This window comes from Ruegeria sp. BB9, assembly GCF_056539345.1.
The window spans coordinates 405,090-426,946 of record NZ_JBQFUU010000002.1; the positions used below are offsets into that span (position 1 = coordinate 405,090).

24 protein-coding genes and 1 other RNA gene are annotated in these 21,857 nt (G+C 63.6%); 7 read left to right on the forward strand and 18 right to left on the reverse strand.

Annotated elements, in window-relative coordinates:
- Nucleotides 1–8: 8 nt before the first annotated feature.
- The 12 genes from ACR0FC_RS09405 to ACR0FC_RS09460 form a co-directional block, all read right to left on the reverse strand.
- Nucleotides 9–1,595, reverse strand: coding sequence for an ABC transporter substrate-binding protein (locus ACR0FC_RS09405; protein WP_170340108.1), 1,587 nt, complete (start codon nt 1,593–1,595; stop codon nt 9–11).
- A gap of 127 nt (nt 1,596–1,722) precedes the next feature.
- Nucleotides 1,723–3,717, reverse strand: a complete 1,995-nt coding sequence (locus ACR0FC_RS09410) for a CocE/NonD family hydrolase (RefSeq protein WP_170340109.1) — start codon at nt 3,715–3,717, stop codon at nt 1,723–1,725.
- 51 nt (nt 3,718–3,768) lie between these two features.
- On the reverse strand, nt 3,769–4,872 hold the full coding sequence (locus ACR0FC_RS09415) for a DUF4147 domain-containing protein (protein ID WP_170340110.1): 1,104 nt from the start codon (nt 4,870–4,872) through the stop codon (nt 3,769–3,771).
- A complete protein-coding gene (gene dtd, locus ACR0FC_RS09420) occupies nt 4,872–5,309 on the reverse strand; it encodes a D-aminoacyl-tRNA deacylase (protein WP_170340112.1) in 438 nt (145 codons plus the stop codon). Before dtd ends, ACR0FC_RS09415 begins: the two co-directional genes overlap by 1 nt.
- A gap of 24 nt (nt 5,310–5,333) precedes the next feature.
- Nucleotides 5,334–6,014, reverse strand: a complete 681-nt coding sequence (locus ACR0FC_RS09425; protein ID WP_170340114.1) for a nitroreductase — start codon at nt 6,012–6,014, stop codon at nt 5,334–5,336.
- 99 nt (nt 6,015–6,113) lie between these two features.
- Nucleotides 6,114–7,229, reverse strand: a complete 1,116-nt coding sequence (locus tag ACR0FC_RS09430) for a TFIIB-type zinc ribbon-containing protein (protein ID WP_170340116.1) — start codon at nt 7,227–7,229, stop codon at nt 6,114–6,116.
- Between the two features lie 6 nt (nt 7,230–7,235).
- The gene (locus ACR0FC_RS09435; protein ID WP_170340118.1) at nt 7,236–7,553 is read right to left on the reverse strand and encodes a CPCC family cysteine-rich protein; all 318 of its coding nucleotides are present in this window, start codon (nt 7,551–7,553) and stop codon (nt 7,236–7,238) included.
- A gap of 9 nt (nt 7,554–7,562) precedes the next feature.
- On the reverse strand, nt 7,563–8,711 hold the full coding sequence (locus tag ACR0FC_RS09440; RefSeq protein ID WP_170340120.1) for an SPFH domain-containing protein: 1,149 nt from the start codon (nt 8,709–8,711) through the stop codon (nt 7,563–7,565).
- Nucleotides 8,712–8,733: 22 nt separating this feature from the next.
- The gene (locus tag ACR0FC_RS09445) at nt 8,734–9,687 is read right to left on the reverse strand and encodes a DUF2927 domain-containing protein (RefSeq protein ID WP_170340122.1); all 954 of its coding nucleotides are present in this window, start codon (nt 9,685–9,687) and stop codon (nt 8,734–8,736) included.
- 13 nt (nt 9,688–9,700) lie between these two features.
- The gene (locus tag ACR0FC_RS09450) at nt 9,701–10,891 is read right to left on the reverse strand and encodes a toxic anion resistance protein (RefSeq protein WP_170340124.1); all 1,191 of its coding nucleotides are present in this window, start codon (nt 10,889–10,891) and stop codon (nt 9,701–9,703) included.
- A gap of 30 nt (nt 10,892–10,921) precedes the next feature.
- Nucleotides 10,922–11,836: a 5-bromo-4-chloroindolyl phosphate hydrolysis family protein gene (locus tag ACR0FC_RS09455; protein ID WP_170340126.1), complete on the reverse strand. Its 915-nt coding sequence runs from the start codon at nt 11,834–11,836 to the stop codon at nt 10,922–10,924.
- Nucleotides 11,837–12,013: 177 nt separating this feature from the next.
- Nucleotides 12,014–12,889, reverse strand: coding sequence for a pseudouridine synthase (locus ACR0FC_RS09460; RefSeq protein WP_170340128.1), 876 nt, complete (start codon nt 12,887–12,889; stop codon nt 12,014–12,016).
- Here ACR0FC_RS09460 and ACR0FC_RS09465 point away from each other — a divergent pair.
- Nucleotides 12,888–13,358, forward strand: a complete 471-nt coding sequence (locus ACR0FC_RS09465; protein ID WP_170340130.1) for a nucleoside deaminase — start codon at nt 12,888–12,890, stop codon at nt 13,356–13,358. The genes ACR0FC_RS09460 and ACR0FC_RS09465 overlap by 2 nt on opposite strands.
- Before the next feature lie 7 nt (nt 13,359–13,365).
- On the opposite strand, the gene ACR0FC_RS09470 is transcribed toward ACR0FC_RS09465, so the two are convergent.
- Both ACR0FC_RS09470 and ACR0FC_RS09475 read right to left on the reverse strand, forming a co-directional pair.
- Nucleotides 13,366–14,544: a M24 family metallopeptidase gene (locus tag ACR0FC_RS09470; RefSeq protein ID WP_170340132.1), complete on the reverse strand. Its 1,179-nt coding sequence runs from the start codon at nt 14,542–14,544 to the stop codon at nt 13,366–13,368.
- Complete coding sequence (locus ACR0FC_RS09475; protein WP_170340134.1) at nt 14,541–15,233, reverse strand: metal-dependent hydrolase; 693 nt, start codon at nt 15,231–15,233, stop codon at nt 14,541–14,543. Before ACR0FC_RS09475 ends, ACR0FC_RS09470 begins: the two co-directional genes overlap by 4 nt.
- Nucleotides 15,234–15,290: 57 nt before the next feature.
- Here ACR0FC_RS09475 and ACR0FC_RS09480 point away from each other — a divergent pair, with 57 nt between their 5' ends.
- Nucleotides 15,291–15,977 carry a ceramidase domain-containing protein gene (locus ACR0FC_RS09480; protein ID WP_170340136.1) on the forward strand — a complete coding sequence of 229 codons (687 nt, stop codon included), beginning with the start codon at nt 15,291–15,293 and terminating at the stop codon, nt 15,975–15,977.
- On the opposite strand, the gene ACR0FC_RS09485 is transcribed toward ACR0FC_RS09480, so the two are convergent.
- From ACR0FC_RS09485 to ACR0FC_RS09495, 3 genes are all read right to left on the reverse strand, one after another.
- The gene (locus ACR0FC_RS09485) at nt 15,937–16,695 is read right to left on the reverse strand and encodes a class I SAM-dependent methyltransferase (protein WP_170340138.1); all 759 of its coding nucleotides are present in this window, start codon (nt 16,693–16,695) and stop codon (nt 15,937–15,939) included. The genes ACR0FC_RS09480 and ACR0FC_RS09485 overlap by 41 nt on opposite strands.
- 6 nt (nt 16,696–16,701) lie before the next feature.
- Nucleotides 16,702–17,265: a DUF4202 domain-containing protein gene (locus ACR0FC_RS09490; protein WP_170340140.1), complete on the reverse strand. Its 564-nt coding sequence runs from the start codon at nt 17,263–17,265 to the stop codon at nt 16,702–16,704.
- A gap of 201 nt (nt 17,266–17,466) precedes the next feature.
- Nucleotides 17,467–17,628, reverse strand: a complete 162-nt coding sequence (locus tag ACR0FC_RS09495; protein ID WP_170340142.1) for a hypothetical protein — start codon at nt 17,626–17,628, stop codon at nt 17,467–17,469.
- Between the two features lie 227 nt (nt 17,629–17,855).
- Here ACR0FC_RS09495 and gatC point away from each other — a divergent pair, with 227 nt between their 5' ends.
- The 5 genes from gatC to rnpB all read left to right on the forward strand — a co-directional run bounded on the left by gatC (nt 17,856) and on the right by rnpB (nt 21,507).
- Nucleotides 17,856–18,143 (forward strand): Asp-tRNA(Asn)/Glu-tRNA(Gln) amidotransferase subunit GatC, encoded by a 288-nt coding sequence (gene gatC / locus ACR0FC_RS09500; protein WP_005981734.1) that lies wholly within the window; start codon nt 17,856–17,858, stop codon nt 18,141–18,143.
- A 3-nt stretch (nt 18,144–18,146) separates the two neighbouring features.
- The gene (gatA, locus tag ACR0FC_RS09505) at nt 18,147–19,634 is read left to right on the forward strand and encodes an Asp-tRNA(Asn)/Glu-tRNA(Gln) amidotransferase subunit GatA (RefSeq protein WP_170340144.1); all 1,488 of its coding nucleotides are present in this window, start codon (nt 18,147–18,149) and stop codon (nt 19,632–19,634) included.
- A gap of 40 nt (nt 19,635–19,674) precedes the next feature.
- Nucleotides 19,675–20,373, forward strand: a complete 699-nt coding sequence (locus tag ACR0FC_RS09510) for a hypothetical protein (protein WP_093964748.1) — start codon at nt 19,675–19,677, stop codon at nt 20,371–20,373.
- A complete protein-coding gene (locus ACR0FC_RS09515) occupies nt 20,312–21,079 on the forward strand; it encodes an N-acetylmuramoyl-L-alanine amidase (RefSeq protein ID WP_170340145.1) in 768 nt (255 codons plus the stop codon). The genes ACR0FC_RS09510 and ACR0FC_RS09515 overlap by 62 nt, the downstream gene beginning before the upstream one ends.
- Nucleotides 21,080–21,091: 12 nt before the next feature.
- An RNA gene (rnpB, locus tag ACR0FC_RS09520) (RNase P RNA component class A) lies at nt 21,092–21,507 on the forward strand.
- Between the two features lie 7 nt (nt 21,508–21,514).
- Here the strand turns inward: rnpB and ACR0FC_RS09525 are convergent.
- Nucleotides 21,515–21,847 carry a GYD domain-containing protein gene (locus ACR0FC_RS09525; RefSeq protein WP_170340147.1) on the reverse strand — a complete coding sequence of 111 codons (333 nt, stop codon included), beginning with the start codon at nt 21,845–21,847 and terminating at the stop codon, nt 21,515–21,517.
- Nucleotides 21,848–21,857 lie beyond the last annotated feature (10 nt).

Sequence of the window (21,857 nt, forward strand, 5' to 3'; positions counted from 1 at the left end):
GATCCGAGTTAGACGAACCACATCTTGCGGGACATGTTGCCGTTCATCATCTCTTGGGTCGGATCAGTCTCCCAGCCATCCAGCTGGTTGCTGATGCCTTCGACAAAGTCGTTGAACATCGGGCAGATCAGGCCGCCCTGGTCACGGACCATCATGCCCATCTGGCTGTAGATTGCCTTGCGCTTTGCCGGATCCAGCTCGGCACGCGCGGCAAACAGCAGGTCGTCGAACTCTTTGACCTTGAACCGGGTGTCGTTCCAGTCGGCGGTGGACAGGTAGGCCGTTGCGTACATCTGGTCCTGCACCGGACGGCCACCCCAGTAGGACGCGCAGAACGGCTGTACGTTCCAGACTTCGGACCAGTAGCCATCATTCGGCTCGCGCTTGATCTCAAGCGGGATGCCGGCCTGCTGGGCGGTCTGCTGGAACAGGGCTGCGGCATCCACGGCGCCAGGGAAGGCTCCGTCGGCCACACGCAGAATGATGGGCGACCCGTCATGACCGGACTTCTTGTAGTGTTCGGCGGCTTTTTCGACGCTGAACTCACGCTGCGGGATCGTCTCATCGAACAGCGGGTATGCTGCGTTGATCGGCATGTCGTTCCCGACCGAGCCATAGCCGCGCAGTACCTTCTCGACCAGTTCTTCGCGGTTGATCGCGTATTTCAGAGCGGTCCGCAGCTCGTTGCTGTCGAACGGCGCCGTGTCACAATGCATGATGAACACGTAGTGGCCGCGTCCTGCCGTCGAATGTACGGTCAGGTTGGGCGCACGACCCAAGAGGTCGGCAACCTTGGGCTCAACCCGGTTGATCGCGTGAACCTGACCCGACTGCAGCGCGGCCGTCCGGGCCGTGGCATCGTTGATGACCACCACTTCGACGCTGTCAAAGTTGCCGAAATCCGGGTTCCAGTGGTTCTCGAATTTGGAGAACAGGTGGCGCACACCGGGTTCGTCCGCTTCCAGCTTGTACGGACCGGTGCCGATACCGGCGCCCGGGTTGTCCATTCCGCCGTCCGGCTGGATGATCAGGTGATAATCGGCCATCAGGTAAGGCAGATCGGCGTTCGGCTCGTTCAGGGTGACCTGAAAATATTCGCCATCGGCCTTCATCGACTCGATGCCCTTCATGATGCCCAACGCGCCCGACTTCGAATCTTCGTTCGAGTGGCGCTGCATCGTTTTCAGCACGTCCTCGCTGGTCATGGTCTTGCCGTTGTGGAACTCGACCCCCTGACGCAGTTTGAACGTCCACACCTTGGCATCGGCGCTGCCTTCAACGCTTTCGGCCAGGCGCGGCTCGATCGTGCCGTCGGGGGCGACTTCGACCAGTTGGTCACCGAACTGCTTGCCGTTCTGGAACGGAACCGAGCTGGCATAGGTGGCCGGGTCCAGCGAGTTCGTGGATTCACCGCCCTGCAGGCCCAGTTTCAGATCGCCACCTTTCTTGGCGCCAGCGGCGCGGGCCGCGTCGGCGAAGACGGTGCTGGCCATGGCGGCCGATACACCCAATGCGGCTGCCTTCCCCATGAATTCACGTCGGGTCAGCTTCCCGGCGGTCACCTGGCTGGCCATGTGAGTGAGTTGTTCGTTCATTCGGATATCTCCCAGTTGAGTGTTTTGTGTGCCCGTTTTACGGGCTTTTTATTGACGCATGAGTCAACGTTGGCGCATTTCGTCGCGGCGGGCAAGGTCAAATCTCGGGGACTTGCCACCAGCAAAATCACATCTGATCACGAGGTATGGTGTCCTCCACGGTTTTGGAAAAAATCTTCACATCGTTTTCAAAGGCATCAAGCGTCGCGCGCAGATGAAAGTTGGATCGGTCCGACCACATCTCGCAATTGGCCTCGGTTCGCAGTTGGATGCCGTCGCGCCGGGTCTCTTGTACCCATTCGCAGCGGCCGCGCGCGCTCAGCGGATCGTCCGGTTGGATTGACCACTGTTCAAAAGCGGTTCCGCCGCTGACCAGACCATGATCCGCGTCCTCGACCAGGCCGAAATCATCTTCGATGACCAGATCGATGACGCCAGTCGTCATGTCTGTTTCGACGCGCCGCGCATGGGTCGCCTCTCGCAATTGGGTCACTTGCCACGGAGAGTCCGCATCGGGTGGGGCAAATTGCCATTCATCCCGATCCGACCTGTCGCGCTGGGGGATCGTGAACGTGCCGCCTGTCAGGTGGAGCTCCGCTGTTTCCGGCGAAGGCCAGATCAGCGGCCAATAGGCGCTTGAGACGGCAACGCGCAGGCGGTGGCCCTTTGGAACCCGGTAGGCGATGTGGTCCAGCACAACCTCGATGTCGTAAACCCGTCCGGGTATCAACGTTTTGGGGGACGAATGTCCCTCCCTATGGGTCAGGTTCAATACACCATAGGTAATCCGAGTCGCAGCTCCGTCGGGGTGGATGTGGTTCAGCCGAACGGCAATTTGGGCTTGTGGTTTGTCGACACTCAGCTTCAAGCGCAGGCGCGGGGCACCGACAATGTCCAGATCTGCGGTCAGAGGGGTCGTGTCGAAACAGGAGGACAGAGCGTCATCTGCCCGCTGGTCGCCCGGCATGTCCGGACCCAGCCAGATGGCGCAATATTCGCCGCCGTCCATGCCGCAATGATGCGGCGAGCGGATTTTGGTATCCAAGGGGCCGTCCTTACCCAGCCCGGCATCGGAAAGCGGAAGGGTGACCGTCGGCAGGTGGGACGTGGCGCCGGCATCCTCGGTGATCCAATGGCCCGGGCGCTCGGCATACCAGCGCGCCGGGCGCACGCCATCCATCAGATAGGCGCGATAGGCCGGGTCCTGTTCAACTCCGGTCTTTTTGCCCTTCAGCCAGCGGTCCCACCAACGCAGCGCCTCTTGCAGGAAGCCGATGCGTGGTTCGGGCACGGCAAAATGCGGGTACTTGTGCACCCAGGGACCGACGATGCCCTTGACCGGCGCACTCAGGTTCTCGACCAGCCAGGGCACCGTGTTCTTGTAGGCATCACCCCAGCCGCCCACCGCCAGCGTCGCGGCGCGGATCGCGCCGGGGTCTTCGCAGACAGACCCATGCCGCCAATAGGCATCGCGGGTCTGATGCCGCAGCCAGACCGAGGGCAAGAACGGTTCGGCCTTCAACCGTTGCAACCACATCTCACGCCAGTCGTCACGCAGCGCCGGGTCGGGCGGACGGGACGAGTACGACCACATGGTCGCCCCCCAGCCCAGGTTCTCGTTCAACAGGCAGCCGCCCTTGTAGTGGATGTCATCGGCATAACGGTCGGCGGTCGAACACAAGGTGATGATGGCCTTCAAGGGTGCGGGCTGCAGCGCCGCCACCTGCAGCGCGTTGAAGCCGCCCCAACTGATCCCCATCATCCCGACTGCGCCGCTGCACCATGGCTGTTGGGCTAGCCACTCGATCACCTCGACGGCGTCGTCCAGTTCCCGCTGGGTGTATTCATCCTCCATCAGTCCCTGGCTGTCGCCGTTGCCGCGCATGTCGACGCGGATGCAGGCGTAACCCCGTTTGGCAAACCAGGGATGGGTCAGGGCATCGCGCGCCGTCGTGCCGTCGCGCTTGCGATAAGGCAGGTATTCCAAAATGGCGGGCACCGGGCGCTGCGCCGCATCGACAGGACGCCAGATCCGCGCCGACAGGCGGCAGCCGTCCGACAGAATGATGCCCTGATCCGGAACGTCTTCGATCTCGGCCAGTGAGTTCTTCGCCTGAGTCATGTGCCTAGTCTCAGGCGCATCGGCGGATGGTGTGCGAGGAAAAGCGTCAATTCATTCCTTCGTTGCGACAAGCAGATCCATGACATTGGTTCCCGTGGGGCCGGTCACCAGCAGGGCACCAGACCGCTCAAGGAACGACCCCGCATCGGCCTCGCGCAAGGCTTGGTCCGCCCCATCGGCCCATGTCGCGCCGGTCACGACTCCGCCGGCCGCATTGGTCGGCCCGTCGGTGCCGTCGGTTCCGCCGACCACGACGCACAGCCCCTCGCATCCCTGAATCTCGCGCGCCAGCGCCAGCGCCAGCGCCTGGTTGCGTCCGCCTCGGCCCGGGTTTTCGGGCAGGACAACGGTCGGCTCTCCGCCAAAGATCATCGCGCCCGGCGGCATCTGACGCAGCCGCGCGGCGATATCTGCGGCGACGGACAGATAGTCGTCGTGCAGGGCCTCTTCCTCGGCAAGAATTTCCTTTCCGGCGGCACGTGCTGCGTTGGCTGCGGCGCGGCGCGCATGGGCGTTCGAGGCAATGATCTCGACACTCGATTCGAATTGAGGGGCTTCGGGCAAGGCGCCGATGCCCGATCCGATGACGCCGATATCGTCCCCCGGCACGTCCGAGATGGCCAGGACCGTCGCGCGTGCTCCGCCGAAACCGGCCAGCAGACCGCCGCCCTTGATCCGCGACATCTCGCGCCGGCGGGCGTTCATGGCGGTGATGTCCAGCCCCTCGGACAGCAGCTGCGCGTTCAGCCGCGCCAGATCTTCGAGGGTGGCCCCCGGCACAAGATCCTCAGCCAGCGAGGACGCACCGCCCGAGACCAGCAGCAACAGATGCGTGCCGGGCTCCATGGCCTGAACCGCCGCGCGCAGAGCCTGACCGCCCTTCAGGCTGCGGGCATCGGGCACGGGGTGAGAGGCTTCGATGACCTGCAGATGCGACGGCAGCCCTACGGCATGGCCGTCTTTCGTGACCACAATGCCCGGTGTTTTGCCGAAATGGTCCTGCGCCGCGTTTATCATCGCTGCCGCGGCCTTGCCCACCGCCAGAATCTGATCGGGGCGCGGAACATCGGACAGCGCCGCCTTGACCGCGCCATAGCCGTCAACGGCGGCAACGCCCGCCTTCCAGATCGCGATCGCCTGATCCTGCATCGTCATCACATGTCCATCCAGATCGTGACCGGGCCGTCATTGATCAGGGACACCGCCATATCCGCACCGAAAGACCCGGTTTCGGTCGGAACGCCAAGCGCGGCCAGCGCGCGGGCAAAATGTTCGTACAGGCGTTCACCGGTTGCCGGATCGGCCGCCGCCGCAAATCCGGGCCGGTTCCCGCGCGACGTGTCAGCGGCCAGCGTGAACTGGCTGACCACTAGGGCTGAGCCGCCGATATCCAGCACCGACCGGTTCATCTTGCCCGCGTCATCCTTGAAGATCCGCAGCTTGGCAATCTTGGCCGCCAGTTGCTCGGCCCGGGTCTCGTCGTCGCCCTGCATGGCGCAGACCAGCACCAGCAGCCCCGGCCCGCACTGGCCTATGACTTGCTCCTCGACCGAGACCGATGCCTCGGACACTCTTTGTATCAATGCGCGCATGTCGATGTTTTTCTCAAAGTTCGCTTACTCGGTCGAAGCCCCGCGCCAGGTGACGAATTCGTCCAGCGTGGCGCGCTCGGTCCGGAATTGGTTGGCCGGATGATCGGCATCCGGATAGCCGAAGGAAATCGCGCACAGGATCAGCCGGTCATCGGGGATGTTGAAATAGCGGTGCAGGAACGGCCCATAGGCGGCCACCGCCGCCTGCGGGATCGTGGCGATGCCCAAGGCCTGTGCCGCCAAGGTGAAAGCCGTGACAAACCCGCCGCAATCCATCGCGCCATAGGGACCGAGTTCCGCCGGGCTGGACAGGATGGCGCAATGCGGGGCGCCGAACAGGTTGAAGTTTTCCATCATCTGCCGGGCCGACCCGGCGCGGTCACCCTTCTCAACGCCGACTGCCTCGTACAGGGCCCATCCGCAGGCGCGGCGCCGGTCCTGATAGATGCCGGAATAGCCGGTCGGAGAAGGCAGGTCGGGCTGCGCCTGGCCGGTCTCGGCTTCGGCCCGCAAGGCGCTGCGGAATGCATCGGTTTCTGCACCACCGGTCACGACCACCTGCCAGGGCTGCGCGTTGCACCAGCTGGGCACTCTGGCGGCGCTGGTCAGGATCTGTTCGATGTCACCCCGCGGCACCGGATCGGGCCGGAAGGCGCGGCAGGAATGGCGCGCAGTCAGAAGCGTGTTCAGATCGGCCAGGGTCACGTCGTCCTCTCCTCCGGGGCAGCCGGCGGCAGGATGGGTGAGAAGCCGGGGATGTTCAAGGGGTTCCGCGGCAGAGTTTTCGGCGACGGAACCCAGCGGTCATTGCTGTCCGGTCGCCACCAGATACCCGATGCCGGCCGCCGCCAGCAGGCCCAGCACCACCGCAATCGTGATCTTGATCGCCGACCAGGGCCGTTCGCCCTGCACCTGACCGGTGCGGCCGTTGACGACAAAGCGATAGGTCTGGCCGCGATACTTGTACGCGGCCATCCAGACCGGCAGCAGGATGTGCTTGAAGGTCACGTCGCGGATGTCGGTGTCGATCGAATGGATGCGCTGCCGATCACCGCCGATGTCAAAGCGGACGTCACGCTCGATCACGCGGGCCATGTGGCCGCGGGCCTCCTGATAGCCTTGCTGCAGATCGACCGTATAGGCCTCGGCCCGGAACCCGGCCAGGTATTCGGGCTGATAGGGCTCGAGCGCGGGCAGGTCCCAGGGTTGCAGCGCGTCGGTGTATGATTTGGGTAGCGATTGCGAGGCCAGCACCAGCACGTCGTCGAAAAACCGGGCCACCCGGCCGGATTTCGGTGTCCAGCGCACCTTGGGCACCTGCTGCTGCACCCGCTTGCCGTCACGCATCACCGTCCGGGTTTCGTAATACACCACGCCCCGTTCGCCGCGATAGGCCGATTTTGTGTCGGCGTCGAACGTCCAATAGGGCACATAGATGCCCTGCATCCTACGGCCCTTGCGGGCATAGTCCTTGAGTCCGTTCGGCGCGAACCACAGCCGCCCCAGCCAGTCACTCATGGCCTTGTGTGCGGCGCGTTCGTCCAGCGCAAAGGGCAGTACGCCGCGCGGCTTGATGTGCCGGTTCACGCCGGTATCGGTCACGACCGGGGTGGCGCAGAACGGGCATTCCGCGGCGTGGGTGTTGGGGTCGAACTCGACTTGGGCCGCGCAGTTGGGGCAGGTCAGAACCCGCGTCTCTTCGATCTCGCTGTCGGGCAGGCGGTCGGCGATGGCCGCGTCGAAGTCCAGTTCGCGCAGGCTGGCGCCGCCCCAGGGGCCAGCCCCGATCGGTTCGGAATGGCCGCAATGGTCACAGGTCAGCGCGCCGGATTGCGGGTCGAACCGATAGTCCGCGCCGCAATTGTCACATGGAAAACGGTGTTCCGCAGAACCGGGTGGCGGAGCAATGGGCTGGATCATAGGTGGTCACTTGTCGAGGGGAACGTGAAGATAGGCTGCGCGCTGCTCCTCGGGCAGGACATGCGGCAGCATCGCGGCCTCGCAGGCACCGATTGCCCTGAAATTCTCGCGCGCCTCGGCCAGTGTCAGGCCGTGGTTGGCGGCAGAGGGCTCGCGGGGGTTCTTGTCGTACAGAATGTCCTCGTCCTCCCAAAAGCAGATCGCGCAGATCAGATAGGCCCCGCGCTCGGCCAGGGTGACATACCCGCAGCACGGGCAGATGAATTGTGGCGGCTGCGGCGCTTTGCGCCCGCCTGTCTTCGAGCGTTTCCGCAATGCGGACATGCCGATGCCTCACGCCCCGGGCGGCGGAGGCGGCAGAATCGTGAACAGCTGCGCGAGTTCCTGCACCTCGCCCGCTTTCTTCCATCCGTCCTGACCGGGCGTCCACACGAAAGTGTCCCGCGTAATTTCTCCGTCGCTGGCCATGCGCCCCATCTTGGCCTTCGAGAACGGGCCGCTGGTCTGTCCGTCCACCGCGATATGCCAGACATGCTCGACCGGGGGTGGAGGCGGAGGGGCCACATGCGCGGCCGCTTGCGGGGCAGCGGGCGCGGGCGCGCCCCACGGGCCTGACGGCCGACCCGTTGCCATGTTCGACATCTGGTTCGCCATCGCCATTCCCATGCCCATACCAAGGCCAGCACCCATGCCACCGCCTCCGTTCGGGTTGCTGGCGGCCGCCGTCATCGCCTCGGCCGCCGAATACTGGGTGAATTTGCCCAGATCCCCCGCCAGCCCCATCGAGGTACGCTTGTCCAGCGCCGCCTCGACCGCCGGCGGCAGCGAGATGTTCTCGATGTAGAATTCCGGTATCTCGAGGCCGTAGCCGTCCAGCACGGGCGAGACCTCGGCCGCGATCAGCTTGCCCAGATCGGCGGTGTTGGCGGCCATGTCCAGAACCGGAATGCCCGAGCCTGCGATGACCCGGCTGAATTCCTGCACGATGATGTTGCGGATCTGAAAGCTGATCTCGTCCATGGTGAATTCGCCATCGGTACCCACGATCTCGACCAGGAAACGGGCCGGGTCCTTGACCCGGATCGTGTAGGTGCCATAGGCGCGGATCCGGGTCGGGCCGAATTCCGGGTCGCGCAGCATGATCGGGTTCTTGGTGCCCCATTTCAGGTCGTTGAACCGGGTCGTGTTGACGAAATAGATCTCGGACTTGAACGGCGATTGGAATCCGTGATCCCAGTGCTGCAGCGTCGTCATGATCGGCATGTTGTTGGTCTCAAGCATGTAGAGGCCGGGCGTGAACACGTCGGCCAGCTGGCCCTCGTGTACGAACACCGCCGCCTGGCCCTCGCGCACGGTCAGCTTGGCGCCATACTTGATCTCGTGGCCTTCGCGCTCGAACCGCCAGACCATCGTGTCGCGGGTGTCGTCCACCCAATGAATGACATCAATGAATTCTCCGGTCAGAAAATCAAAAATTCCCATCTGGGTTCTCCTGTCAAAGGGGTCAGAGCGACTGCCCCATCAATTCACGGGCGATGATCCGCACCACCGGCGCGGCCTCCTGCGCGGTCATGCCGGGTTTCAGGCGCGGATCATACAACATCGTCAGCAGCTTTTCGTCATGGCTGGTCAGCAGGGCGAATTCGTCATCATCGTTGAAGATCGACGGTCGTGCCCGGGGGCTGTCATTGGGCAAGCCCAGCCCTTGGGCGATTTCCTCGTGGATGCAGCTCAGCCGCATCAAGTCAGGGTGCTCGGCCCGCACCAACGCAACCGCACCAGTGTAGGTGTTCGGTGCCCCGTTCGACGCCGAGGCAAAGACAAAGCAATAGAACGAGCGCGGTAAATCCTGAAACAGGTTCAACTGAGCCTGTCCGATACTGGGAAACAACTGGCGCAGTCGCGTTTGCACGAATTCCGTATCGTCATCGCCGGCGACGAAGACATGGAAGTTCGCGTTTCTGGTTGCGGTCGAGATCGGGTGGCCCGTCAAGGACGACATGCGTTCGGTATAGGCCCGGATCTGTGCCTTGTCGGCCGCGCGTTGGTCTAGTGGTACTGACGGCCCGAACTCTGCCTGTATTCGGACCGGGCCAGACCAGCGGCTTAGCCTTCCGCTGGTGCGTTGGCTGCTGCCGGATACGGCGGCGCCGGGATACTCGCTGTAGAACGCGATGGCTTCGAAATTCCGCGCCAAATCATCCGCATCAAACGGGGTGTCCGGCCCGCCACCGTCTGTACGCATCAGGCCACGGGTCAACAGGTCGCGCTCGACGCGCTGATAATAACGCGCCAGATCCCGGCTTGCCGCCGAAGGTTCGACATAAGCATTGGCCAACTGCGGCTGGGACGGGCGCGCCTGCGGGGCAATCGAGGACTCGAGCGCGTCATCGCAATTGGCCAAGATCAGCAAAGCAGCTGCTCCCAACCCGTGCCCTAGAAATCTTCGAAGCCGCACCTGCGATCTCTCCTTAGCCCGGAACGGCGGTTCCGGCCGTGTCGCCCAGCCCGTCTTTCCGGGCCTTGGCCGAAGCCAAGGTGTCCCGCAGCTCGGCTTCCATCTTCTTCAGCTCTTCTTCTGCGGCGGCCCGTTTCGCCTTGCCTTCGTCAGCGATGGCGAGGCTTTCATTGATCGTGCCGATCAGATCCTCGTTGGCCTTCTTGACGGCTTCGATGTCGAACACCCCGCGCTCCATTTCCTCGCGGATCATCTTGTTCGACTGGCGCAGGTTAGCGGCGTTCGAGGTCAGCAGCTCGTTCGTCAGATCGTTGGCGTCGCGCACGGCGGCAGCGGCCTCGGCGCTGCGCTGGATGGTGACCGCCTGTGCCAGCTGGGTTTCCCAAAGTGGCACGGTGTTGACCAAGGTCGAGTTGATCTTGGTCACCAGCGACTTGTCGTTTTCCTGAACCAGCCGGATCGAGGGCAGCGATTGCATCGTCACCTGCCGCGTCAGCTTCAGGTCATGCACCCGGCGTTCCAGATCGTCGCGGGCCGCCCGCAGGTCGCGCAGTTCCTGCGCCTTCATCACCTGCTGATCTTCCGGGGCGGCCTGCACCTCGGCCTCTTTCTCGGGGATGTCATGGCTGTCAAGTTCGGTCAGCTTCTCTTCACCGGCGGCGATGTACAACGCCAGTTCATCATAGAAATCCAGCGTCTTTTCATACAGCAGGTCCAGCGACTTGATGTCCTTCAGCAGCGTGTGCTCGTGCGACAGAAGGTTGTCGGTGATCCGGTCGATCTGATCCTGAACCTCTTCGTAGCGCGCAGTGAACTTGGCGAAAGGTGCGGCGCGGCCCAGCAGTTTCTCCCACCAGCTGCGCTCGCGGCGCACGTCCAGTTCAGACACGGAAAAGCCGCGGATCGTGGTGACGATGTCGCGCAGGCTGTCACCGGCGGGGCCGACGTCCTTGTTGCGCACGTCAGCCAGCATGGCCTGGCTGATTTCCTGCAGCTCGGCCTGCGCAGCCGATCCAAAAGCAACGATCGAGTTGGTGTCGCCCATGTCGATTTCAGACATGCGCTTGCGGATTTCGGCACCCACCGGTTCGTCGGCTTCTTCCAGTGGCACGATCTCGGAACTCGGCTCGGGCAATGAGACGGCTGCAACTTCCTGAACCAGCGTTTCGGCCTCGGCCGCCTTTTTCTTGATTTCGTCAGACATGAGAAGCTTCCCTGTTCTTGGTTTGGCCGGTCAGTCGAGCCGGACGCCTTCGCGCTGCAGCCTTTCGCGCAGCACGTCGATTTCGACCGTCAGATCACTGCGGTCATCCAATAGCATCTTTCGGGTGCGGGCCGAAAAATTCTGCTCGAGGTCGTCCAGCAGCGCCGAGTAATCTGACAGAGCCTGAGGGTCGCGGGTGCGCGCATAGACATCGGCAAACTTGATCGTCGCATCGCGGGCGCCCTGCAGATAGACGGTCAGGTATTTGCGGGCACCGGCCAGATCGCGCGGGTCTTCCTCGACCGTACGGAACAGGTCGCGGGCGGTAGTTTGGAACCGCTCGACCCGGGCTTCGATCCTGCGGTCGCCGGCCCGTTTGATGGCATCCGTCATTTGGTTCAGATGCGCTTCGGCATCTTCGACTACGCGGGCGACCCGGTCCTGTTGATAGGTGTCCACACCCTCCATGCCCTTGTTCTTCATCGGGTCGAGGCCGAAGGCGACGGAATGCAGCACTGTGGCCACGCCGCCGAACAAGACCGGCGCCAGCAGGCTGACCTGGCTGGCGGCCTCGGCATCCAGATAGTCATTGCGATAGGCGGCCAGACCCACCCCCAGCCCGGTCAAAACGGATGAGAAGATCTTGCGTGGAAAGGCTGGGCGGCGCGCGGTGCGGCGCGCGTAGTAAGCATCCTCGGCCTTCAGCCCTTCGCGCAGCAGAAAAGCTGCAGCGGTCAGAATGCCGGCGGCGACCAATCCAAGGGTCATCCCGATCGCGCCGTCGTTCAGCGACAGAAAGACCAGCGGGATCGCCGGAACGAACATGACATTGGCGCGTGCGCCGACCGGGTTTACCCGGGCCCCATCGTATTGCCCGCGTGGGGCGGGCGCGTCGGCGTCAGACTGGCCGTCGGGGCTGAACTTTCCGCCGTATCGCTTGGCCATGGCGTCAGAGCCCTCCAAGCCAACCGGTGCAGACGCCGAACAACAGCACCAGCAGGGCCGCGTAGGCCATTTTTTGCACTCCGGTCCCGGACATGACGTCCTCCAACTGCGGTTGTCCCCTTGAAAACCTAGGGGATCACGGGGCTTGGCGCTAGGGGGAAGGTTCGATAACCCGCGTCAATTGCGTGATTTCTTGCCGACCGGCCTGCGGGATCTTTGAGGGCGGCTTGGGCGTTTCGCAGCAGCCGGTGGGGTTTCGGGTTCCAGGCCCAGCTGGTCGCGCAGAACGCGGCGGCGGATTTCCTCGACCTCGCCGGGTTTGAGATCGCCCAGCTGGAACGGCCCGTAGGACACGCGCAACAGCCGGTTCACGGTAAAGCCGATGTCTTCGATCGCGCGGCGGATTTCCCGGTTCTTGCCCTCGCGCAGTCCGATCGTCAGCCATGCATTCGCACCTTGCTGGCGGTCCAGCGACACGGTCATGGGCTGGAACCTTTCGCCCTCGATCACAAGGCCCTGGCGCAGGGGGGCGAAATCCTCGTCCTTGGGGCGGCCGTTGATCCGCACCCGGTATTTGCGAAGCCAGCCGGTCGAGGGCAATTCAAGCTTGCGCTTGATGCCCCCGTCATTGGTCAGCAGCAGCAGGCCCTCGGAATTCAGGTCCAGCCGGCCGACGCTCATGACGCGGGGCATGTCCTCGGGCAGGTTGTCGAAGATCGTGGGGCGGCCTTTTTCGTCGCGGTTCGTGGTCACAAGGCCGGTTGGCTTGTGATACAGCCACAGACGCGCGGGTTCGGGCTCGGCCACGGGCTTGCCGTCGACGGTGATCTTGTCGCTGGGCGTGACGTTCAGCGCCGGGCTGTCGATGGTCTTGCCGTTCACGGTTACGCGGCCGGCTTCGATCATGCGTTCGGCCTCACGGCGCGAGGCGATGCCGGCGCGGGCCAGCACTTTGGCGATCCGGTCGCCAGGAGGAGGGGTGTTGCTCATGCCCTGCGCATAGCGCATCGGCGCGCCTTGCGAAAGGTGGGTTTCTGGGGCAGTCAGGGGCATGGTCTTCAGAACGCATATGGACAAGGCGCTGGAACAGGCGCGCGCGGCAGGTGATCGGGGCGAGGTTCCGGTGGGCGCGGTGATCGTGGCGCCCGATGGGCGGATCATCGCGGCAGACGGCAACCGTACGCGTGAGTTGCATGACCCGACCGCGCATGCCGAGATCCTGGCCCTGCGCGCCGCCTGCCGGGCCGTCGGGTCCGAGCGGCTGACGGGGCATGACCTGTATGTCACGCTGGAGCCCTGCGCCATGTGCGCCGCGGCGCTGGCGGCGGCGCGAATCCGGCGGGTCTACTACGGGGCCGCCGATCCGAAATCGGGCGGCGTGGCGCATGGGGCGCGGGTGTTCTCGCACCCTCAGGCCCATCACAGGCCGGAGGTCTATGACGGCATGGCGGCCGAGGACTGCGTCCGGTTGTTGCGCGATTTCTTTGCCGCGCAGCGCGGTGGCGGCGGATCCAAGGGCTGAGGCGCGCTCAGGCCGGTTTCACGACCAGTTCGCGGGGTATGTCCGCCAAGGGTTGCCCGCCCGTCGGCGTGACCACGAAGGTTTCGGTGATGGCCAGCCCCCAATCCGGCGTCCACAGGCCCGGCATCAGGTGAAAGGTCATGTTGTCCTGCAGAACGGTGCTGTCGCCGGGGCGCAGGCTCATGGTGCGCTCGCCCCAATCGGGCGGATAGCTCAGGCCCACCGGATAGCCCGTGCGATTGCCTTTGACATAGCCGGCCCGGGCAAAGCTGTCATAGACGCAGGCGGCGATTTCTTCGCAGGTGGCGCCGGGGCGGGCGGCGGCCAGCGTGTCCTCAATCGCGGTCAGGATCGCGGTTTCCGCGCGCCGGATATCGGCGGGTGGGTCACCCAGAAACAGGCTGCGGCTGGCCGGGCAGTGATAACGGCGGTGGCAGCCCGAGATCTCGAAATAGGTCGCCTCGCCCGGTGTCAGCGGACGGTCGTTCCAGGTGATGTGCGAGGCCGAGGCCTCGGCCCCCGAGGGCGCGATTGGCGCAATCGCGGGATAGTCGCCCGCAAGCCCCGGCAGCCCGGCGATGCCCGCCGCCTGAACCTCGGCCACGAGCACGTTTTTGTGAACCCCGGCGCGGAACCCGTCGCGCAGCACTGCGTGCATGTGTGCGGTCAACTGACCGGCCTTGCGCATCAAGGCGATCTCGGCCTCGCTTTTGACCGCGCGCTGCCAGTTCACCAACCCGGTCGCGTCGACCAGCGCATCGCGGCCGAACGCGGTCTCAAGGATCCGGTGGCTGGCGGCCGAGTAGTAATAATTGTCCATCTCGACACCCAGATGGGTCGTCCAGCCGCGCGTGCGCAGCAGCGATGCCAGCGACTCGACCGGGTGATGGTCGGGGTGCTGCACATGTTCCTCGGGCCAGTCGAACAGGTCGGCGGGGTCCAGCCAGGTGGTCTGCGCCGCGCCGGGCTTGTCCTGCGTCCGGCCCCACCACAAGGGCGCGCCGTCGCGGGGGACGATCACCATCTGCGGGACGTAGAAGCTCCAGCCGTCATAGCCCGTCAGCCAGGCCATGTTCGACGGGTCCGCAACCAGCAGGGTCTCGACACCCCGCTGGGCCATCGCGGACCGGGTCTTGGCCAGCCGCGCCGCGTATTCTTCCGCCGAGAAGGCCAGCGCGGGCGTCAAAGCTCGATCTCCTGCAGGACCTCGGGTTCGATGACGGTCACGCCCGGCAGCCCATCCGCCAGGTCTTTGGCGGATTGTTCCAGGATCGGAAAAGTCCGGTAGTGGCAGGGGATCACCGTCTTGAAGTCAAAATACCGCCGGGCGGCATAGGCGGCGGCTTTCATGTCCATCGTGAAATAGCCGCCCGCCGACAAAACGCCGATATCGGGTTTGTAATAGTCGCCGATCCACTCCATGTCGGCCATGATCGTGGTGTCGCCCGAGACATAGACCGTGTGACCATCGGCCGACAGGATGAACCCCACCTCGGACCCACCGGTGCGAGGGCCATCGGGTGTGGCGAAGGTCGAGCTGTGCGAGGCCGGCACCATGTCGACCTTGACCCCGTTCAGGTCGACCCGGCCGCCCTTGTTAAAGCCGATGGTCTCGATCCCTTCGGCCTCGGCCCAATGCGCCATGACGTCGTATTGGCCCACGACGGGAATGTTCAGGCGTTTGGCCAACGGCAGAACGTCGGCGACGTGGTCGAAATGCGCGTGGGTCAACAGGATATGCGTGGCGCCTTGGGCGGCCGCGTCGTGCTGATCCTCGGGCAGCATCGGGTTGCCGCTCAGCCAGGGGTCGATCAGCAGGACCTGTCCCGCCGCGTGAATTCGAAAGCTGCCATGCCCCAACCAGATGATTTTCATGAAAGACCCTCCTGAAACCGGTTCAGGGCCAGCCTAGCATCGGCTATGTAAAAATCCATGGACTGGATGCGAGAAATCGACGGCTATTGCGAGCGCCTGTCGCCGGCCTATTGGGCCGAACCCGTAAACGCCGTGACCAACGCGGCCTTTCTGCTGGCGGCATGGGTGATGTGGCGGCGGGTGCGGGGGCAGGGTCTGCCCTTGGCCAACCTGCTGGTCGCCATTCTGGCGGTGATCGGCATTGGCAGCTATCTGTTTCATACCCATGCGCAGGTCTGGGCCGCGCTGGCGGATACGACGCCGATTCTGCTGTTCATCCTTGTCTATATCTTTGCCGTGAACCGGGACATCTGGCGGCTATCCACGCCGAAGGCGGTGGGGCTGGCGGCCTTGTTCGTCCCCTATGCGGCGTTGACCATACCGGTGTTTCAGCTGGTACCCGGGCTGGGCGGGTCGTCCGCATATGCTCCGGTGCCGTTGCTGATCCTGATCTATGCGTATCTTTTACGCGTGCGCAGGCCGCAATTGGCCCGGGGCCTGGCGGTCGGGGCTGTGATCCTGATCGCGTCGATCACTTTCCGTGCGCTCGATGCTCCGCTTTGCGCCCGCATCCCGATGGGAACGCATTTCATGTGGCACCTCCTGAACGCCACCATGCTGGGCTGGATGATCGAGGTTTACCGCCGGGCCATGACGGATTCGGTCAGTCCGGCAGACGCCGTGCCACGTAGAACCCATAGCTGACATAGTCGGAATAGGTTTCGTACAAATCAATCTCGGTCTGTTCGGCATCGACAAGCGCTTTGGCCTGCTCGGAATTGCCCTGCCGGTCGAGGAAGGCAGGGAAGCTGCGTTTCAGGGGGAGATAGTAGTTCTCCATCCAGCAGTCAGAGCCCAGCGGGAAATAGCCGACAGGTTCATAGCCAGCGGTCTCGATCTGGCGGATCTTCTCTCCGGCGGTTGCAACTTCGGGATAGGCCTCATCCCAGTGCCGTGTCAGCGGTTCGGGGCGTCGATCGGTCAGCCAGGTCAGCTCGGACACTGCCAGGACCCCGCCGGGTCTCAGGAACCGACGCCAGGCTTTCAAACCGTTCTCGAACCCCATGTTGTAGATCGCGCCTTCCGACCAGATCACGTCAAGGCTGGCATCGTCGAAGGGCAGGTTCTCCATTGACGCCTCAAGGGTGTGAATGCGGGCCGCCAGACCCAAGCCCTGCGCACGCCTGTTTAACTCGGCCAGAAACTCCGGCAGGAAATCCACTGCCGTCACCGATGCGCCCAGATGGCGCGCAAGGCAGAAGGCCGCCGCGCCGGTTCCGCAGCCAATATCGGCGATCTTCAGTCCGGGATCGGCTTGTACGCCCGCCAGCGTCAGCGCCAGTTGCGTTGCCGCGTCGCTGCCGGGGCCTTGCCGGTCGTTGGGCAGGTGCAGGTCGATCAACAGCTGCATGTCATCAGTCATGACCCGTCAATCCTTGAAGGCGCGGGCCAAGTCTTCGGGTAGGTCGAACTCGTCCAGCACGCGTCGGCGCGCCTCGGCCGACATCTTGCGGGCGGTCTTTTCGACGATGCGCTGGATCTTTTCGTCCGAGTGTTTCGTGGCGAAGGGCGCAAAATACCATTTCAGAAAGACAAAGCAGATCACGTCCTCCAGCGCCTGAACGTCGTCGTCGCGCTTGATGCCCTGTTTGCGCAACATGCGACGGGCGGCGTCGATCTCGGCTTGATCGTACCCGGCCTCGGACATCAGCTCGGCCACGACCTGCGCGTGATGCTCGGCCTGGGCCTTGCGCCAGGCCAGATAGCCCGCGCGCCCTTCAGGGTATTCCGAGCGGGCCAGCTTCCAGCGCTCGACATGCTGGCCGCGGGCGGCGATCTGCAACGGCTCGGAGGCGTCGGGGAACAGCCGGTCCAACTCAGCGCTCATCCGTTCGCCATAAAGCAGCGCGGCGGGGCGGCCGTCTTCCTGGGTGGGATCGGCCGAATTGGCCGTATCAATTGCATCCAGAACCTTCTGCTTGCGCTCTGTCATGGCATCTCCTGCTTTGGCAACGGCACCTCGGGACATTCGGTCATGCTGACCTGAAACTCTTGAGTGAGTGAACGATAGAGCACCGTGCTTCAACAAAAAAGCGCCGACCCATTCAGGGCCGGCGGCGCCACGAGGGCAGGTGCAGGATCGGGGCGGAAAAAGGGGGGAGAACCGGCCCGATCCAACAGGGAAGCGGTAGGGTTAGTTGCGGAGCGAAGATTTCTCCTGGCTCACCTGATCCGAGGGGTGCTGATCGGGGAAGGTCAGCGTTGGTGTCAGGTCGCCCATGGGAACCCCCAGCGCGAGGGCTGGCGCGGCAGCGGTTGTCAGAACAACGGACACAGCAATCAACATGCGTTTCATGATTTTTCTCCGGACTGAACTGTTTCGTTCAGTACATAAAGTAACTTTTTGCGCCGGCTTCAATCGTCAAAGTGAACTAATCCGTTCACTTTTTTGCATAGCGGGTATTCAAAATTGTTTGGCTTGGCGGCAACCGCGTGGGCTTTGGACAAATCGCTGTGGCTCAGTGGTCTTGCGACTGCTGCATCAGACGGGTAAATGCCCCTGTAACGCATATGAGGTTTCCCATGTCGATTGACCAAAGCACCGCCGCCAAGGTGGCCAAACTGGCCCGGATCAAGGTCGAGGATGACGCGTTGCCCGCGCTGGCCTCGGAATTCAACACGATCCTGGGGTTCATCGAACAGCTGAACGAAGTTGACGTCGAAGGGGTCGAGCCGATGGTCTCGGTGACGCCGATGCGGCTGAAGCGGCGCGAGGACGTGGTGACCGACGGGAACATGCAGGACAAGATCCTGTCCAACGCCCCCGACGCGCGCGAGGGCTTTTTCGCGGTTCCCAAGGTGGTGGAGTAAGACATGTCCGATCTGAACAAACTGAGCCTTGCCGAGGCCCGCGACGCCCTGCGCAACAGAGATGTGACCTCGGTCGAGCTGACCGAGGCCTGCCTGAAGGCGATCGACGCAGCCGATGTCCTGAACGCTTTCGTGCACAAGACCCCGGAAATCGCGCTGGAGCGTGCGAAGGCCGCAGACGAGCGGATCAAGGCGGGCGACGCGCCTGCCATGTGTGGCCTTCCGATCGGCATCAAGGATCTGTTCTGCACCAAGGGCGTGCCCTCGCAGGCTGCGTCCAAGATTCTGGACGGGTTCAAGCCCGAATACGAATCCACAGTCTCGCAGCAACTGGCCGATGCGGGCGCGGTGATGCTGGGCAAGCTGAACATGGACGAGTTCGCCATGGGTTCGTCCAACGAAACCTCGGTCTATGGCAATGCGGTGAACCCTTGGCGGCGCGGCAATGATGACGCGCAGCTGACCCCGGGCGGTTCCTCGGGTGGCTCGGCGTCTGCCGTCGCAGCCGATCTGTGCCTGGCAGCGACCGGAACCGACACCGGTGGCTCGATCCGGCAGCCCGCCGCCTTCACCGGCATCACCGGCATCAAGCCGACCTACGGCCGCTGCTCGCGCTGGGGCATCGTGGCCTTTGCGTCCTCGCTGGATCAGGCCGGGCCGATGACCAAGAACGTGCGCGACGCGGCCATCATGCTTGAGGCGATGTGTGGGCACGACCCGAAAGACTCGACCAGCGCAGAACTGGCTGTTCCGAACTTTGAGGCTATGCTGACCGGAGACATCAAGGGCAAGAAAATCGGCATTCCAAAGGAATACCGGATGGATGGTATGCCCGCCGAGATCGAAAAGCTCTGGGCCGATGGGGCCGAGATGCTCAAGGCCGCCGGGGCCGAGATTGTCGACATCTCGCTGCCGCACACCAAATACGCGCTTCCGGCCTACTATGTAATCGCACCGGCCGAGGCGTCGTCGAACCTGGCGCGCTATGACGGCGTGCGCTACGGCCGCCGTGCGCAGCTGGCGCAGGGCGACGGCATCACCGAGATGTATGAAAAGACCCGCGCCGAGGGCTTTGGCCACGAGGTGCAGCGCCGTGTCATGGTCGGCACTTACGTGCTGTCAGCTGGTTTCTATGACGCCTACTACAACCGCGCCCGCAAGGTGCGGACGCTGATCAAGAAAGACTTCGAGGATGTCTTTGCCGCAGGCGTCGATGCGATCCTGACACCGGCGACACCTTCGGCTGCGTTCGGTCTGGGCGAAATGACCGAGGCCGACCCGGTGCAGATGTATCTGAACGACGTGTTCACCGTGACCGTCAACCTCGCGGGTCTTCCGGGTATCTCGGTTCCCGCCGGTCTTGACGGGCAGGGCTTGCCGCTGGGGCTGCAGCTGATCGGTCGTCCGTGGGAAGAAGGTGACCTTCTGAATACCGCCTACGCGCTTGAGAATGCCGCCGGGTTTGTGGCCAAGCCGGGCAAATGGTGGTAACCCTCAGGCAGCGGTAACAACGCGAGGACGGAGCAGTTCCATGCGCAAAATGCTTCTCATTCCGGCCTTCGGGTTCGTCGCGGCTTGCGATACCGTGGCACCAGTCACGGACTCCGGCTTCAACACGCCGCAGTATCAGGCCGAACGCGAGGCGCAGTTGGCCGGGCAAGGCGCCGCGGGGAACCCGCTGCTGCCGCCGCCGGCCATTTCGCAGGAGCAGTTGAATGCCGAAGCCGGTCCTGCCCCCTTCACGACGGGCGACAGCGCCACGGACATTGCCAACCAGACCGCGGCGGCATTGGCGAGCACATCGGCGCAGCCGACTGCACCGGTGGCCGTAAGCTCAAACGGCATTTCGAACGAGCAGGATTTCGCAGCGGTTTCAAGCAGCCGCAGCATCCAGGATGATGCCGCGCTGATTCAGCAGAACCGTCAGACATACGAGGTTGTCGCGCCGACGGCGGTTCCTCAGCGCGGGTCGGACGGACAGCCCAATATCGTCCAATATGCTCTGACCACGACCAATCCGGTTGGCACACAGCTCTACAGCCGAGCCGGGTTCAATTTGCAGGCCAAGGCACAACGCAACTGCGCGGGATACGCATCGCCTGACCAGGCACAGATCGATTTCCTGGCCAATGGTGGCCCCCAGCGCGACCGCAAGGGCCTGGACCCGGATGGCGACGGATTTGCCTGCGGCTGGGACCCCAGCCCGTTCCGCAGTGCCGTCGGCAACTGAGCTCTCGCCGATCTGGCACCCATCCCCCAATTTCGGCCCCCGCCGGGATGGGTTGAAGCCGTCGCTGGTGGTGCTTCACTACACCGCGATGAACAGCGCTCAAGCCGCGCTCGAGCGTTTGTGCGACCCGGCCACCGAGGTATCGGCCCACTATCTGATCGGCTGCGACGGAACGCTCTGGCAGATGGTCCGTGAGGAAGATCGCGCCTGGCACGCCGGTGCAGGTGCATGGCGGGGGTTCAGCGACATCAATTCCCGCTCCATCGGGATCGAACTCGACAATCGCGGCGATCATCCTTTCTCCGAACCGCAGATGGCGGTGCTGGAAAACCTGCTTTCACATCTGCAAGAGCGGTTGGGGATCAAGCCCTCGAACGTTATCGCCCATTCGGACATGGCCCCCGAGCGAAAGTTTGATCCCGGTCCCAAGTTTGATTGGGATCGTCTCGCGCACCAGAAACTGGCGGCCGGGCCGGCCGTTCTGAAGGGTATATACCTTGAAGAAATGCAGCCAGACGACGAATACTTTGCATTGGTTGCGATGAGGGCCGGGTATCCCAAAGCCCCTATAGCTGATCTGCTGAAAGCGTTCCGAAGCCGGTTTGCCCCGTGGCGGCGCGGGCCCCTGTCCAAGAAGGATATGGGCGACATCGAACGACTGGCTGCCTTGATGGAACACCTTGACGGTATTCGGGTGGACGTTTAACCCGGCAACCGCGCGGAGGGCCGGATGGCCGCTGGGGCTCAGGCCCGAGAGGAAAGTCCGGACTCCACAAGGCAACGGTGCCGGGTAACGCCCGGGCGGGGAAACCCGACGGAAAGCGCCACAGAAAACAGACCGCCATGACGGATCGGAGGTTCGCCTCTGGCACATCATGGCAAGGGTGAAACGGTGGAGTAAGAGCCCACCGCGCCGCTGGCAACAGCGGCGGCACGGCAAGCCCCACCGGGAGCAATGCCGAATAGGGTCCCCGCGCGGGCCGGTCGGCGTCAGCCGATACCGCCGCTAGGCTCGCCTTGGCCGAGAGGGACCGGGTTGGCAGCTCGAGCCGCGCAGCAATGCTCGGCCTAGAGGAATGGTCATCGAAGGGGGCAACCCCGGAACAGGATCCGGCTTACAGGCCCTCCGCGCGTATTTTCTTCATCCTCCGGGCGGCGTGTAGGCCGCGACCAGTTTCGCGGCTTTCTCGGTGATGGCAACAAATTCGTCGGCCGACCAGGCCCGAACCGTCTCGACCCGCGAAACCGCCCCCGAAGCCGCAACGGCCATACCGACTGCCACGGCATCCGTTCCGTCCGGAGCTTCGCTGATGACCACCACGTCATTGCTTCCGGTCGTCACGTAGAAGGCCAGCAGTTTGCCGCCAACCTTCTCCAGCAGCGCCGCCACCGGCCCGGTGCGGTTTTCCGGTTTCTTCAGCATCCCTTTGACACCGGCGTTGGAATAAGAGGCATAGGTGATGAAGACAGGCATGACGATCTCC

Excerpts from the sequence above, each read along its gene's own strand:
- ACR0FC_RS09405 (WP_170340108.1), bottom strand. The coding sequence starts at position 1,595 with ATGAACGAACAACTCACTCACATGGCCAGCCAGGTGACCGCCGGGAAG.
- ACR0FC_RS09450 (WP_170340124.1), bottom strand. The coding sequence starts at position 10,891 with ATGTCTGACGAAATCAAGAAAAAGGCGGCCGAGGCCGAAACGCTGGTT.
- ACR0FC_RS09485 (WP_170340138.1), bottom strand. The coding sequence starts at position 16,695 with ATGACTGATGACATGCAGCTGTTGATCGACCTGCACCTGCCCAACGAC.
- ACR0FC_RS09480 (WP_170340136.1), top strand. The coding sequence starts at position 15,291 with ATGGACTGGATGCGAGAAATCGACGGCTATTGCGAGCGCCTGTCGCCG.
- ACR0FC_RS09415 (WP_170340110.1), bottom strand. The coding sequence starts at position 4,872 with ATGACGATGCAGGATCAGGCGATCGCGATCTGGAAGGCGGGCGTTGCC.
- ACR0FC_RS09410 (WP_170340109.1), bottom strand. The coding sequence starts at position 3,717 with ATGACTCAGGCGAAGAACTCACTGGCCGAGATCGAAGACGTTCCGGAT.
- gatA (WP_170340144.1), top strand. The coding sequence starts at position 18,147 with ATGTCCGATCTGAACAAACTGAGCCTTGCCGAGGCCCGCGACGCCCTG.
- gatC (WP_005981734.1), top strand. The coding sequence starts at position 17,856 with ATGTCGATTGACCAAAGCACCGCCGCCAAGGTGGCCAAACTGGCCCGG.
- ACR0FC_RS09495 (WP_170340142.1), bottom strand. The coding sequence starts at position 17,628 with ATGAAACGCATGTTGATTGCTGTGTCCGTTGTTCTGACAACCGCTGCC.
- ACR0FC_RS09510 (WP_093964748.1), top strand. The coding sequence starts at position 19,675 with ATGCGCAAAATGCTTCTCATTCCGGCCTTCGGGTTCGTCGCGGCTTGC.
- ACR0FC_RS09440 (WP_170340120.1), bottom strand. The coding sequence starts at position 8,711 with ATGGGAATTTTTGATTTTCTGACCGGAGAATTCATTGATGTCATTCAT.
- dtd (WP_170340112.1), bottom strand. The coding sequence starts at position 5,309 with ATGCGCGCATTGATACAAAGAGTGTCCGAGGCATCGGTCTCGGTCGAG.
- ACR0FC_RS09435 (WP_170340118.1), bottom strand. The coding sequence starts at position 7,553 with ATGTCCGCATTGCGGAAACGCTCGAAGACAGGCGGGCGCAAAGCGCCG.
- ACR0FC_RS09475 (WP_170340134.1), bottom strand. The coding sequence starts at position 15,233 with ATGAAAATCATCTGGTTGGGGCATGGCAGCTTTCGAATTCACGCGGCG.
- ACR0FC_RS09460 (WP_170340128.1), bottom strand. The coding sequence starts at position 12,889 with ATGCCCCTGACTGCCCCAGAAACCCACCTTTCGCAAGGCGCGCCGATG.
- ACR0FC_RS09465 (WP_170340130.1), top strand. The coding sequence starts at position 12,888 with ATGGTCTTCAGAACGCATATGGACAAGGCGCTGGAACAGGCGCGCGCG.
- ACR0FC_RS09525 (WP_170340147.1), bottom strand. The coding sequence starts at position 21,847 with ATGCCTGTCTTCATCACCTATGCCTCTTATTCCAACGCCGGTGTCAAA.
- ACR0FC_RS09430 (WP_170340116.1), bottom strand. The coding sequence starts at position 7,229 with ATGATCCAGCCCATTGCTCCGCCACCCGGTTCTGCGGAACACCGTTTT.
- ACR0FC_RS09515 (WP_170340145.1), top strand. The coding sequence starts at position 20,312 with ATGGCGACGGATTTGCCTGCGGCTGGGACCCCAGCCCGTTCCGCAGTG.
- ACR0FC_RS09455 (WP_170340126.1), bottom strand. The coding sequence starts at position 11,836 with ATGGCCAAGCGATACGGCGGAAAGTTCAGCCCCGACGGCCAGTCTGAC.
- ACR0FC_RS09490 (WP_170340140.1), bottom strand. The coding sequence starts at position 17,265 with ATGACAGAGCGCAAGCAGAAGGTTCTGGATGCAATTGATACGGCCAAT.